Source organism: Microcystis sp. LSC13-02 (assembly GCA_002282935.1).
Taxonomy (GTDB): domain Bacteria; phylum Cyanobacteriota; class Cyanobacteriia; order Cyanobacteriales; family Microcystaceae; genus Microcystis.
Window position 1 is genome coordinate 1 of record MTBT01000129.1, and the last position, 13,325, is coordinate 13,325.

Here is a 13,325-nt window from a genome sequence, read left to right on the forward strand (position 1 = left end):
AAACTAATACGCGCCGGCGTGAGATTCCCTCTGGTTTGGTTGGATACGTCCTGCCAGATCAAGGAAACTCGATGAACCAAGAATCCCTCGCATGAGAGCGATGGGAGTGTCAATGCGGTCGCAATTGCTCCAAAAGTAAAAAGTGTCATCGGGATCGATTTCACACCAGCAATGATTGCCAGAGCCGAAAAAAAGCTAGAAGAATTAAATATCGAGAATATTGACCTAATTAACGCCGATATAGCTGCCATTGACTTTGCCGAGTCTAGTTTCGATCTGATTACCTGTTCTATGGCGATTGCACTTTTCCCCGATATCCCGCAAGTGCTGGCAAAATGGTATCAATGGTTAAAAAAAGGCGGTTCGGTCGCAACGCGCTCGCCTATCGGCTGCCGAAATTGCGACTCTAGTGAACAATTATCGCCGAGAAATCGAGAAAAATGCCACCGATCGGGGAGTATGGCAAGATGCAACCACTTTTTTTGTCACTGCTAGTAAAAGTTAGAAAAAGATCATGAGTCAAGTTAAAACCATCTCTGGACGAGCTTTACCCTTGCGAGGCAACGATATTGACACCGATCGCATTATTCCGGCTCGTTTTTTGCGTTGTATCACCTTTGAAGGTTTAGGAGAACAAGTGTTCGCCGATGATCGAGCCGCTTTACAGGGGAGTCATCCTTTCGATCTACCCCAGTACCAAGGAGCGAAAATTCTGGTAGTCAATGGTAATTTCGGTTGTGGATCTTCTCGGGAACACGCACCGCAAGCAATTTTACGTTGGGGAATTCAAGCAATTATCGGGGAAAGTTTCGCCGAAATATTTTTTGGCAATTGTATCGCTAATGGGGTTCCCTGTGTCACTGCTGAGGCAAAAACCATCACCCATTTACAGGATTTAATTACAGCTAATCCCGAAATTCCCGTCGATCTTTCCTTGACAACTATGACGGTGGAATGGGGGGATTTTGTCGCTACCGTGTCTATGAATGAAGGTTCCCGACAGATGTTAATAGAAGGAGGTTGGGATACCTGCGGACAGCTGTTACAAAATCTCGATCTGATTCAATCTACCGCGCAAAAGTTACCCTATTTAAGTTTCGTTTAGAGAAACAATCTAGGGTGAGGGTGCGTTAGTAATAGATTAACGTACCCTGGCAGGGATTTTGGTTGAATGCAGCGGCTGTAAATATTAAAAAATCTGTCCTATGACTAATCCTGATCATGATCTCCAAAATATCCAAGAACCGATTTTAAACGCTCCCGAAGATGTGCGAAAAATCATCGATCGAGTTTTAAAATTGGAAAGAGATAAGTTATACCAGCGCAATCCTCGCAATATCAATGATGATGTTTTAACGATTATTAAAGAAGTAATTCAATAATCAGTTATCAGTTATCGGTTCACTGTTTACTGTTCACTGAAAAAACTTCCCCATCATCCCCTGTCTCTAAATATGAAACTACTATCAATAAAGTTATGTAATTTTCGACAATTTTATGGTAAGACTCCTGAGATACATTTAGCAGCAAGTTCTCGCAATACAACGGTAATTTATGGCAATAATGGGGCAGGAAAAACAACCATTTTAAATGCTTGTACTTGGGTGCTTTATGAAAAATTTACGGCAGCTTTTGCCGAACCAGAGTTATTAGTTAATAAACGGGCAATTACAGAAGTCAGCACGGGAACCTCCATAGAATGTTCAGCAGAAGTGAACTTTGAACATGAAAATAAACGCTATCAGGTAAAACGAAAATTTTTCGCCTACCAAGATGTAAATAGTAAAATTCAATACGGTCAAAATAGTTTATATATGCTCTACGCTGGTGATGATGGCAATTGGTACGCACCCCATCAACCCCCGGAGGATATTATTAATCAAATTTTACCCGAAAGTTTACACCGTTATTTCTTTTTTGATGGGGAATATATCGATCATCAATTTCGCAGTAGTAGCCAAGGTAAAATCGCAGAAGATACAAAGGAATTATTGGGAGTTAAAGTATTAGATAGAGCGATCGAGCATTTAAAAAAAGCTAGAAAATCTTTACAAGATGAACTTAAAGATTTAGGTGAATCGGATTTAAAAAAGTTATTAAAACAGGAAAGTAAAATTGAGCAGGATTTAGAAAAGTTAACCCAGCGTCAGCAGGATATTATTACCCAGTTATCCCAGCAGGAAGAATTAAAAAAAGCCTTGACTAATCGCTTATTAGAGTTAAGTGGTGCCGAGGAATTAAAACAGTTAAAAGAAAAATTAGAACAACAGGAAAGAAATCTGCGGCAAGATTTAGTCAGAACTAAGGATAAGTTAAAGAAATTAATTTCCCAGCAAGCTTATCAAGTCTTTTTAAAAGAAATTAATCAAAATTTTCAGCAATTAATTGATCGCCTACGACAACAAGGGGAATTACCCAGTGGTATCAAACAGCAATTTGTCCAACAATTATTAGAGGGGAAAAAATGTATTTGTGGCCAGGAATTACAGGAGAATAGTCAAGCTTATTTACAGGTACAAGACTGGATGAATAAAGCAGGAATGGCCGATGTGGAAGAAGCGGCCATTCGCTTATCTTCCACAGTCAAAGAAATGGATAAACGGAGCTTAGATTTTTGGCAAGAAGTGGATAATTATCAAGCTAATATTCACCAGTGGCGCTTAGAATTATCTTTGGTAGAATCAGAATTAGATGAAGTTCGGGATAAATTTCGCCATTATCCCGATGAAGATATTAAAAATCTGCAATCTCGCTTAGATGCGATCGAGGATTCCCTAAAAGATTTACGCTTGGAACAGGGCAGCAATAAAAATCAACTAGATATCTATGAAAAAGAGTTAGAATCCCTGCAAAAACAAGTACAAAAACAGCAACAAAAAGAGGCAAAATCTAATTTAGGACAACGACGTATTTTAGCGACTCAAGAGGCAATTAATCGCATTAGTGAGGTAAGACGGAGATTAGAAAATCAGTTTCGTTTGTCCTTAGAAAAACGGGTACAGGAAATCTTTAACTCAATTTCTTTTACTCCCTATATTCCCCGTATTAGTCCCGATTACGAGGTAAGATTATTAGAAAATACCACAGGATTCGCCATTCCCGTGGCAGCTTCCACCGGAGAAAATCAGATTCTCAGTTTATCTTTTATCGGGGGAATTATCGATCGAGTGCGAGAAGGTCGTCAGAAAAATACTTTGATGGGAATTGATAGCAGCACTTTTCCTCTGGTGATGGATTCCCCTTTTGGTAGTCTCGATCATATCTATCGTCGGCAAGTTGCGATCGCTATTCCTAAATTAGCCAATCAGTTAATTGTTTTAGTGACAAAAACTCAATGGAGAGGAGAAGTAGAAACCGAGATTTCTCCCTATATTGGTAAAGAATATGTGTTAGTTTATAATTCTCCGAAAGCGGATTGTCAAGAGGATTTAATTAATCTTCATGGTGTTGATTATTCTCTGGTGAAACGCAGTCCTAATAATTTTGAATATACGGAAATTATCGAAGTTAATCGATTCTAAATTTTAACTTCTAATAAAACGATCGATTGCTGTGTTCATTACCCCAACACGACTGGATAATTCCACAAGTTCCGTGGTGACAATATTATAATCCCCTAAATATTTCTGGAGATTAGTTCCCTCTTGTTGATGAGCAATTTCTACCAACCTTTCCTCTCGCAATTCTTGCAAATGATCGAGGATTTCTTCTAAAGCATCTTCGAGGGGAGGTAAGGGAAGAGGAGGATTATTTGTTTGCAAAGCTTGGGTTAATTGCGTCAAAGCTTGGGTTATTTGTTGCGTGAACAGACTCAGATTAGGATGGGGAGGACTACCGCGATATTGTTCCAATTCCGTCAATAAAACTGTCACCCCGCGACCAAAACGGGGAATATAATTACTTAAAGTGATTGCTGGTTCCATTTGTGCAAAGGGTGTGCTAGGATCATCAATTAATCTTTGTAGGGCCGTTTGCATAGTTGCATTTGCTCGTCGAGCTTTATCGCGATAGGAAGATAAACTTGCAGTTTGATAGGATGATTCTCCTAAATAAACTGCCATAACTGACTGAAAATATATTTGATTAGCTTCTAATGCTTTAATGGCAGCGAGGGAAAAAAGTTCATCTTCATTAAACCGTAAAAAACCGAAGGAAAGTGCAAAAGCTAAAGCACTACCGATTAAAGTGTAAACTATTCTGATATACTCTAAATTAATTCCGTCATTGCTGACATCGAGACGACTGATGATTAAAGCAAAAATTGTGATAAAAAATACGGCTAAACTATAGTGAAATCGCACCAAAGCTAAAGCGATCGCTATAGAAATCACCCCAATAATTTCTAACCAGATCGAATTATCTATAATTGGCAACAATGCCAAAACAAAAAACGAGCCTAAAATCGTACCAAACACCCGATTAAAAAAGCGTTGAAAAGTCAAGCTAAAATCTGGTTTTAACACAATAACTAAGGTTAAACCAATCCAAAAACTATGGGTAATCCCTAGCTTATTGTAAATCAATACTCCTAGCGCACTTCCCAAACCCAAGCGTAAACCGTGACGAAATAGGGGCGATTCTAGATTAAAATTAGATTTTAATGGTTGCCACCAAGCTTTTTCTTGACCGTACTCTTTTTCTATCCCTTCAAAGTTCCGCTGCCAAGTATTTTTTTTATCTGAAAAGTCCTCGCTTTGCCGCAAATGTTGCGCTGTTTCACTGGCTATTTTTAGCTGTTTAGATAATTTTTTTAAACGATTATTTAATTGCGAAATTGCCACATAACTGCTATAATCATCCTGAGCATTTTCTAAAACTTTAGCTTGCAGATTTTTTTGTTGCTCGATCGCCTTGAGTAATAACTGCAAGCGCTCACAATCCGGTTGTTTATTTTTACCCAAAATTAACCCGGCAATATCTTCGCTAATTTCCGCCACTTGCACGAGAATATCTTCTAATAAAATACCCACCGTGGTCAGTTGTGGCAAGGGATGAAGATGAAGCAATTCTCGCAGTGCAATTAAGCTGGTGTTAATGCGATCGCTATCTTCAATCAAGACGATTAACAATTCCCGCAGCTCACTCTTTCCCCAACGTCCCCGACGCGTCAAGGTGACAGTTTTCCTAGAACGGAGCAACAGTTGCCGGATTTTGTTAAAATATGGCTCCTCATTAGCATTAGAACGAGAGTGTAAGGGCAAAGAGCGGAGACAAGTGGCGATACCCTGAAAATTTTCCGCCGTTACCTGACGTAAAGGCTGATTAGGGCGAAAAGGCCAGATAAACAGGGCTAAAAAAATTGTCCATCCCCCTCCCAACACAGCGATTCCGGCCCGTTGTAAAGCGACGACAATATCTCCCGATGGCAAAGAAACAGCAAAAAGCAGCAATAAACTAATTACTACCCCAGCTAACGCCCCATTTTCCCCGTAAACCGTCAAATAACCCGCTAGAAACAACCCGCAAAAAACTATCACTACGGTCAATCCTAACCAAGCACTGGCTAATGTGCCGATAATCAAAGCTAGAGCCATCCCAATAGTCGTAGCGACTAGGGTTTTCGCTCTCAGGCAGTAAAGCCCCCCCACATCGGCTAAAATCAAGGTTTGAGCCGCTAAACCCACCATTAAACCCAATTTCGACTGATCTAAAATATCACCGATAATAATCGGGACTGCGATCGCTAATAAAGTCCTAATCCCCCGCTCGATCTCGATATCGCCACTAGGACGCAATAAAAAACCAAATCGCTGAAGTAGCATATAGCAGTTATCTTAATGGTGAGGTACACAGTTTTCGTTTTCGGGAGTCAGTATTCTCCGAGTCACCTGATTAGGTAACGATTTCTCCCCTGACTCCTGACTTGAAAGAGGGTGTAGGGTGTAGGGTGTGGGGTGTAGGGAAGGAAACCTCTTTCATCTGTGGGGGTGAAAATTTTTTCATCGGGACTGACTCCTAACTCCTCAATTCTGCTCTATTAGGGCAGCCAACGGGGTTTAAAACCGGCGTTGAGTTCTTGAGGTAAAATTTTCGGGATGCTATTGGGACTGAATTGATCGGGGAGTGGTAATAACCAGAGACGACCATCGGCAATGCTCGACCCCTCCCCGGTGACTAAATCATTTCTGACTCCAAAGGGTGTGGTTGCTAACTGATCAAATAATAAGGCCACGCCATCGGGAGACATACTCATATGCACGTCACGATAATTAGGTAAAGCCAGCAGTGGCATCATTTTACCCGTTTTTAGCTCAATAATTCCTAAAAATGGTTCTTCTTTCACTTTGCCATCGCTGCCCATGACCAGATCGCTTTTCAGACAGTAAAGGGTTTTTTCTTGTCGCGGTTCAAATTCACAGCTAATAATCGGATTAGCTGTTCTTAATAGTAGTCTTGACTCTCCCTGATCGTTGAGCAGAAATAGCGATCGCTGATTATCCGGTTCTGATTTCACCATTAATTTTTGGCGACCATCCCGGGAAAAAGCGAGGATTTTCTCGTAGGTAGGCAAAAATTGCGGTTTTCCCGCTTGGACATCCAAAGGAATCATCGCTACCCCTCCCGTTTGACTGACAACCGCTTTTTTACCGTCGGGAGATAGTAAAAAATTATCCCCTTGCATTCCTAACGGTCGCGATTGTCCATCATCGCTGATTACCCATAAACTGGCATCCCCCGGATTCCCATGATTAATTCTCTGCACGATTAGGGTTTTGCCATTATCTGAGAGATTAAAGCGAAGATTTTGATAGGTTTTCGCATCTAAAAACCTTTCTATACGACCACTGGGCAAATTTTGACCATGTTCGGCATGATTTAACCCCGTGGTAATCGTGTAAAGTTGCTGTTTTGGGGTGTCTCGTCCTAAGTCAGAGCGATCGAAGGCCGAGAATAAAATTCTCTCCCCCCTCGGATAGATTTGAAAATCCGTGACCACCAGATCCCCAGGGGTAAGGATGGTTTTTTTCAGTTCTGTGACGTTATTTGCCCCCTGAATGATATTACAGACGATTAAACGACCTCTTTCCTCTTGGTTGACTCCAATATAGGCAAAAGCTCGATCGTGGCTGTAAAATTCGCCGATAAAGTCCTCACCTTGAGCAATAGGTAACTTTACTTGATATTTTTTGCCGTAGATCGGCAATTCCGTCAAGGTATAGGTCAAGCGATCGCCAGCCCAGCTAATTTTACCCGGCAAGGGAGGATCGATCACCAAGCTGGTTTCTATGTCGGAACGGTCAATCGGTCGATTAAAACTTAAAGTAAAATAATTGTCCCTAACGCCGATTTTTCGCCCTTGCCAGCTAAAATTCTCCCCTCGGGTAGGAACTTGATTTCCCTGGATCAAAATCGACGATATCGCCGCAATTAAAGCCAAAATAGTCCCTAACACTAAGCGATCAAACCAAGCTAATCTTTTCATACAGTTATTTTAGCAATCAGCTTTCAGCTTTCAGGATTTATTTTTACATCAATTAGCCAGTTTTCTAGTTATGGTGGTAGGCAAAAGCGGAGACTAACTGCGATCGCCGATTCTTTTTGCGATCACCAATTGTCTTGTTCTTGATCTTAAACAGCCTTTGACTTACGGGAGAATATTCACAGATTGACATTCAGCTAGGTATTAAAAACTTAATTCTTGGTCAACCATCAGGAGAAAGTCAAAAATCTTTGAAGCGTTGGTTAAATAATCGAGTAGCGACCGTCTAACAAATCACTGCACCCGACCTGCTGCTATATTTTAACAACTTCCAAGTTTACTGGCGGCGAGTGAGTTCAGCCGTTATCTAGCTGAAGGCTGACGGCTATTATCAGCTTTAGTAATGATTCTCATCGGTTTTTTCAATCGAATAAATAAAAACGCCCCCAAAAAGGAAGCGTTTTTTAACTTATCATGAGGACTTAGCAAAATGTGTGCAGAGTTAGAATGCGGATGTTGGATGGGGATCCAGCATCTGTTTATTTTTAACCACCGATCGCCGGTCCAGTCAAGGCCATGGGGATAGCATCACCGGAAGCTAAATCGAGGGGGAAGTTTTGACATCCTCACCGCCGTAAACGGACGGTGATTCCCAAACCTCACGATTTAGGTTTCTGCTTCTTTCCCTTGCGGGGTTCCGCTATTTGGTAAATGCGCTAGTATTTAACGGTAAAGCCGTCGTAGAACGACGGGGTTTCAGACCCAAAATTTTCGATGAGCGTTGCGTTCGTGCATTACTTCAAAACCAATGTTAGCGCGGTTGATCACATCCGCCCAAGTTGCGATCTCGCGTAGCGAGCGCGTTGCGACCGCACGTCCCAGGGAATCAATAATCGACTGGTTAAAGTTGAAACCGTTGAGGTTAAAAGCCATGCTTGAGATACCCTGGCCGATAGGATAGATTAGGAAGACAGCAGTAGCAGCGGATACAGGTGCGGAATAAAATAACTCAGCCAATTAATTGGGTATATATGTAGCAAAGATTACTTTGCAGTATATGTTCAAGTATATTTATAGGCACTGCGATTGTGTCCCTTTTTTGGGTTTATTTATTTCAAAAATTATCTCTTTATTTGTATATTTTTAAACTTGTATAAAATTGATTTAAGTTTTGTAAAAAGTAGTTGACAAAATCCGATCGAGATCAAGGATCACCCTATCCCTAAGGTTGACAAAATATGGTAAAGTAGGCTGAGTAATAAAACTTATCACTAAACTACTATCAGTGACAAGTGCCAAATTTACCACCAGAAGGCTCAATATAACTATGTCCAAACGGTTTAAATTCGACTCCTCCGAGATGATTTATCTCACCGATAAACTGATGAATGCGGCCAGCAATCGTTACTCGATCGTCGTGCAAGTCGCTAGACGGGCCAAACGCGTCCGCTACGATACCGTAGAAAATATCGATGACCCGATGATTAAACCCGTCCAACGGGCCCTGATGGAAATGACCGACGAATTAACCGAACCGGAATTATTACGCGATTAATCCCCTAAAATTGCCTGGAACCCACCCCTACATTTCATCGGGGTTGATACCCAGTGATCTTAGTCTTTCCGCTAGTCGTTGGGCTTTTTGTTCCGCTTCCTGTTTAGCCAAACGTTCTTGCTGGGCGATCAAAAGTACTTGAGCGGCGATCGCCGCAGCTGCCCTCGCCCTTTCCTCTGCGGTTAAATAGCGATTTCCCGATTGATCATAATGATTGCCGGTTCGTCGGGATTGCAATAAATCCCCATATCTACACCAAAATACCAGTCGTCCCGCTCCATCCAAATAAATGCTAATAAACTAAGTAATAGATTGGGAATATCGTTGGTGTAACTGGTTATCCACGGGTGTTTCGTTAGAACAGGGCAATTCTTCGGCACTGGGAAGAAGGCGATTTTTATTGTAGGAAAGGTTAACCATAGCGATTGTTTTGACTAGGGAAATTACCAAGTATTCGGTTGAAAGTCAGCATCATTAATAATGGCCACCGTATCCCCGGAGGGTTTAATCACAAATAGTCCTTTTTTATAAGCGTATCGATCGATCCCCTCGTTGATTTCAATTCCCGCCACCGCACCGTAAGCTCGATAGTTTTGATAATGGGGAAAAGCGATTTTAAAACGAGTCAATTTTTCAATAAATTCATCCACATCATCTTTAGATAATCTCGATTTACATTCCACCACCACGAGATCGGTATCATCGACGGCTAGGATATCAATTTCCATGGCGATGCCTTGACGTTTGACTCTAGCGCGGGGATAAACTTCCTTAATATCGATGCCTTTTTCCTGAAAAAGCCGTAAAACCGCCGGTTCTACCAATTCTTCCACAAATCGACCCCAGCGAGTGGTGAGACTATCTACCGCTTTGCTGGTTCGTTCAACCGTCCGTTTCAGTTCTGCCATCGAGCGATCGCTTTCTAGTTTAGATTCGGCGAGGAGGTTCTCTATTTCGACTCTATGGCGATCGTATTCCGCCTTCGATTCGGCAGCCCTGCGATCATATTCCGCCTTAGATTCGGCAGCCCTGCGATCATATTCCGCCTTGGATTCGGCGGCACGGCGATCGAACTCCTCGGCGGAAGCGCGGAATAGCTGGTAAATATCCTCAAGGGTTACAGGTTCACTCATAACTTACATCCAAAACACCCACCATCATTTTAGCGATTCGATCGAGAAGCTCGACGAGAGCGAGAGAGCGAAATCGAGAGAAATATTAAGAATTATTGAAAACACTTGACAAATGTGCGGGGGGGGGTAAGGTTTTTCTGGAATTTACTTGGTTCCAAAACTTGCATAACTCTCTTCTGTCAATCTTTGACAAAAGAGAGATAATCCTTACAACGCTCAAAGAGCTTGATTTTAGATGAAACTAACGATTATGGGCATTTTATCTGGGGTTGCCTTCGCGAGTCTGGGCATCTCTGGCATTGCAGAAGCTTTTCAACTGATTCCTTCTGGTCTTAGTCCTGGTAATCAGTATCGCTTGGTATTTGTTACGGATGGCACGATTCAAGCAACAAGCACTGACATAAATACCTACAACACCTTTGTTGACAATGAGGCGCACACCTCAACAATATTAAATGACGCTTTTACGAATGTAGGAATCGACCCTGCTAGTATTACTTGGAAGGTGATCGGTTCGACAGCTAGTGTGAATGCGATCGACAATACCTCAACCAATACAGTTGACACGAGTGTCCCTATCTATGGTCTAGATGGCAAACTGATCGCCTTCGGTAACTCCGACCTGTGGGATGGCGATATCTGTCCCCATATACCGGCGGCTGGCATCATTTGTCATGATGGTGGTATTTCGATGTCGCAATCTGGTCATTATTTATTCGGTGATGTGTGGACGGGGACTTTATCTTCGGGAGTTGCTTGGTCGGAACCTAATTTAGGTCCACTTGGGTCGGTACCAGTAACTATCGGATCGAGCTATGGAACGAACGTAACTTGGATTCGTTATGGGAGCGATTTTGGTCCAGGGTTTAACGGTCCGGTAGCATTCCGCCCTTTGTACGGGATCTCCTCGGTGCTGACCGTTCCCACCGCGACGACCACCCCAGAACCCTCTAGCCTTCTCGGTTTTATCACCTTGGGCGGTTTGATGCTAGGGGGTGTCGCCCGCAAGACACGGAAGTAATGCCCGCTTCGGGAGAGGAGGCGAGGGTTTCCTCTCTCGAAGCGGAGGTTTTCGATACTTTATTTGGTATCATCAAGTAAGAGAAGCTTGATTTATGTTGGTACAGAAATGATGAATCAAAAAATTACTGCTATTTTCAATGGAGAAGCTTTTTATCCTACTGAAACCTTTAATCTTAAGCCGAATACTAAAGTAAAATTGACGATTGAAACTCAATTAATTGATGAAGATCAATTGCAAATAATGGCAGATGATCTGGATATTTTAGGAGAAATAGCTACCATTAATCAGGAGTTTATGGTCTCTGAAATGGACGGTTTGTAGAAAATGACTATCGCAAGAGGTGAAATTTATTTCGTTAATCTTAACCCGATTCAAGGAAAAGAGCAAGCAGGAACTAGACCAGTTTTAGTATTATCTATTGATGTGATCAATCAGTTACCCTTAGTGGTGATGGTAGTGGTGGGGACGAAAGGAGAAAATATTCGCCAAGATTATCCGACTAATGTTCGCGTTTCGACTGATGAAAGTGGGCTTCCTTTAGAAACAGTCTTTCTTGGTTTTCAAATTCGTTCAATTGATAAAAATCGCTTCCCCTCGGCACCAGTTGGGAAACTATCCGAAGAAAAAATGCAAGAAATTGAAACGGCAGTCCGATATTGCCTAGTATTGTAAGGAGATTTTATATTTTTGGTACGGCGTTTATCCATAGCTCCTGCAAGCGTGGTGTTTGATTGATGCCAATTCTAGCAGATAGCCTCGAGGCGCTTTGACCAAGGCAGTCCTGGCATCGATAACCACAGCGCTCAACTTCCGCGAGAATGCTAATATAAAAAAGCTATTGGCTAATTTTTTCCTATTTTAACTTGCAATATGCTCCCGTCTAATCTCGATCGCATCGTCGAACGCCTCAAACGTCGTACCGATCCTAAGCAAAAATACGAACAATTACTAGCTTTTGCTAAAAAACTAGAACCAATACCAGAATCTGCCAAAATACCCGCTAATAAAGTTCATGGCTGTGTATCCCAAGTTTATATCACTGCCGACCTCGAAAATGGCCAGGTTTGGTACAAAGGGGATTCCGACGCACAATTAGTCAAGGGTTTAGTTGCTTTGTTAATCGAGGGGTTAAATGGACTGACTCCCTCGGAAATCCTGCAAGTTACCCCGGATTTTATCGAACAAACTGGTTTAAAAGTCAGCCTTACTCCTTCCCGCGCCAACGGATTTTATAATATTTTCCAATTAATGCAGAAAAAAGCTCTCGGTTTTCAGTTGGGAATGTCCGCTTAGATGCCTAGTTTTCCGGTTCCGGCTCCTTTGATTCGGGAATCTCGCAGTTTTGGAAACGAGTATCCACCAGCGAACGCGTACAGCCCCAATTACTCGGTATTCCCGACGGCCAACCCATCCGCAAAGCTTCCGGACAGATGGCCATCACCGTTAACTGACAGTCAATTAACTGAAAACCCTCTTTCTCACACTGTTTGAGACTGTGTTTGAGGATAGAATCATTGTTAAATTCGATGGTTTTATTGCACTGAATACAGACCAAATGATGATGGTGGTGGGGATAGGGTTGATTGAGTTCGTAGTGTTTATGACCTTCGGCCAATTCCAACTCCCGCAAAATTCCCATCCGCGACATCAGTTTAACACTGCGGTAAATTGTCGATAAACTAATTCCTTCCCCCCTTTTGTCCAGCAATTCCTGCAATTCTTCGGCACTGAGATGATTGCCTTTCGGTAAATTCTGGAAAACGTGCAGAATTTTCTCTCGCTGGGGAGTTAAGCGCCACCCCCGCGCGTTGAGTTCCGCTTTCAGGGAGGAAGCAGTGTAGGCAGACATAAGCGATCGACTCTCAATAAAAGCTATTTAATTGACAATGATAGTCGTTTCGGCGAGCCATTGGCAACAATTTTAAGTAGTTGAAAATTCCCCCCACACTCAAGTATTGTAAAGTTTTGTAAAAAATGTGTGCAAATAACAGCAAACAACTGCTAATGTGGTTAGTGCCAGTTTACCTTACAGTTGAAATTATCAGATTATGTCAAGAAAAAGGGGATCAGTTATGACACTGCTGGGAGAATGTGGAATCGAGGGCAGTTACAAGGAAAACGTCTGTATTCAATAAGACGAAGAACAAGAAAAACGGAATGTTTAATTAAGTGCTTGGAGGAAGAGCATGAAAT

The 13,325-nt window shown here is 42.0% G+C and carries 13 protein-coding genes and 3 pseudogenes; 10 read left to right on the forward strand and 6 right to left on the reverse strand.

Translation table 11 applies throughout. The features are described 5' to 3' along the window. Positions 1 to 171 precede the first annotated feature (171 nt). From BGL89_RS07880 to BGL89_RS07895, 4 genes are all read left to right on the forward strand, one after another. Positions 172 to 495: a class I SAM-dependent methyltransferase gene (locus tag BGL89_RS07880; protein WP_286825249.1), complete on the forward strand. Its 324-nt coding sequence runs from the start codon at positions 172 to 174 to the stop codon at positions 493 to 495. 19 nt (positions 496 to 514) lie between these two features. Beyond that, positions 515 to 1,105 carry a 3-isopropylmalate dehydratase small subunit gene (leuD, locus tag BGL89_RS07885; protein ID WP_002792549.1) on the forward strand — a complete coding sequence of 197 codons (591 nt, stop codon included), beginning with the start codon at positions 515 to 517 and terminating at the stop codon, positions 1,103 to 1,105. Positions 1,106 to 1,205: 100 nt separating this feature from the next. Next, positions 1,206 to 1,382, forward strand: coding sequence for a hypothetical protein (locus tag BGL89_RS07890; RefSeq protein ID WP_286825250.1), 177 nt, complete (start codon positions 1,206 to 1,208; stop codon positions 1,380 to 1,382). Between the two features lie 72 nt (positions 1,383 to 1,454). Next, positions 1,455 to 3,521: an AAA family ATPase gene (locus tag BGL89_RS07895; RefSeq protein WP_286825251.1), complete on the forward strand. Its 2,067-nt coding sequence runs from the start codon at positions 1,455 to 1,457 to the stop codon at positions 3,519 to 3,521. Positions 3,522 to 3,524: 3 nt separating this feature from the next. Here BGL89_RS07895 and BGL89_RS07900 read toward each other — a convergent pair whose 3' ends face one another. The 3 genes and pseudogenes from BGL89_RS07900 to BGL89_RS07910 all read right to left on the reverse strand — a co-directional run. Next, complete coding sequence (locus BGL89_RS07900; RefSeq protein ID WP_286825252.1) at positions 3,525 to 5,762, reverse strand: FUSC family protein; 2,238 nt, start codon at positions 5,760 to 5,762, stop codon at positions 3,525 to 3,527. A gap of 215 nt (positions 5,763 to 5,977) precedes the next feature. Next, positions 5,978 to 7,423: an Ig-like domain-containing domain gene (locus BGL89_RS07905; RefSeq protein WP_286825253.1), complete on the reverse strand. Its 1,446-nt coding sequence runs from the start codon at positions 7,421 to 7,423 to the stop codon at positions 5,978 to 5,980. Positions 7,424 to 8,176: 753 nt separating this feature from the next. After that, positions 8,177 to 8,404: pseudogene (locus BGL89_RS07910) on the reverse strand (hypothetical protein); the annotation flags it as partial. 343 nt (positions 8,405 to 8,747) lie between these two features. Between BGL89_RS07910 and BGL89_RS07915 the strand changes: the two are divergent. After that, on the forward strand, positions 8,748 to 8,975 hold the full coding sequence (locus BGL89_RS07915; protein ID WP_002761217.1) for a DNA-directed RNA polymerase subunit omega: 228 nt from the start codon (positions 8,748 to 8,750) through the stop codon (positions 8,973 to 8,975). A 27-nt stretch (positions 8,976 to 9,002) separates the two neighbouring features. Here the strand turns inward: BGL89_RS07915 and BGL89_RS07920 are convergent. Continuing rightward, positions 9,003 to 9,395, reverse strand: a pseudogene (locus BGL89_RS07920) (hypothetical protein). A 23-nt stretch (positions 9,396 to 9,418) separates the two neighbouring features. After that, a complete protein-coding gene (locus BGL89_RS07925; RefSeq protein ID WP_286825254.1) occupies positions 9,419 to 10,108 on the reverse strand; it encodes a DUF3782 domain-containing protein in 690 nt (229 codons plus the stop codon). Between the two features lie 235 nt (positions 10,109 to 10,343). Here BGL89_RS07925 and BGL89_RS07930 point away from each other — a divergent pair, with 235 nt between their 5' ends. The 4 genes from BGL89_RS07930 to BGL89_RS07945 all read left to right on the forward strand — a co-directional run bounded on the left by BGL89_RS07930 (position 10,344) and on the right by BGL89_RS07945 (position 12,425). Continuing rightward, entirely contained in the window at positions 10,344 to 11,129 is a 786-nt protein-coding gene (locus tag BGL89_RS07930; RefSeq protein ID WP_286825255.1) for a PEP-CTERM sorting domain-containing protein, read from the forward strand. Between the two features lie 108 nt (positions 11,130 to 11,237). Beyond that, positions 11,238 to 11,453, forward strand: coding sequence for a hypothetical protein (locus tag BGL89_RS07935; RefSeq protein WP_158200534.1), 216 nt, complete (start codon positions 11,238 to 11,240; stop codon positions 11,451 to 11,453). A gap of 3 nt (positions 11,454 to 11,456) precedes the next feature. After that, the gene (locus tag BGL89_RS07940) at positions 11,457 to 11,804 is read left to right on the forward strand and encodes a type II toxin-antitoxin system PemK/MazF family toxin (protein ID WP_286825256.1); all 348 of its coding nucleotides are present in this window, start codon (positions 11,457 to 11,459) and stop codon (positions 11,802 to 11,804) included. A gap of 198 nt (positions 11,805 to 12,002) precedes the next feature. After that, entirely contained in the window at positions 12,003 to 12,425 is a 423-nt protein-coding gene (locus tag BGL89_RS07945; protein WP_286825257.1) for a SufE family protein, read from the forward strand. Positions 12,426 to 12,429: 4 nt separating this feature from the next. Here BGL89_RS07945 and BGL89_RS07950 read toward each other — a convergent pair whose 3' ends face one another. Beyond that, positions 12,430 to 12,981, reverse strand: coding sequence for a ferric uptake regulation protein (locus tag BGL89_RS07950; RefSeq protein WP_002737956.1), 552 nt, complete (start codon positions 12,979 to 12,981; stop codon positions 12,430 to 12,432). Positions 12,982 to 13,164: 183 nt separating this feature from the next. Here BGL89_RS07950 and BGL89_RS21215 point away from each other — a divergent pair. Continuing rightward, a pseudogene (locus BGL89_RS21215) lies at positions 13,165 to 13,257 on the forward strand (IS607 family transposase); the annotation flags it as partial. Between the last annotated feature and the right edge of the window lie 68 nt (positions 13,258 to 13,325).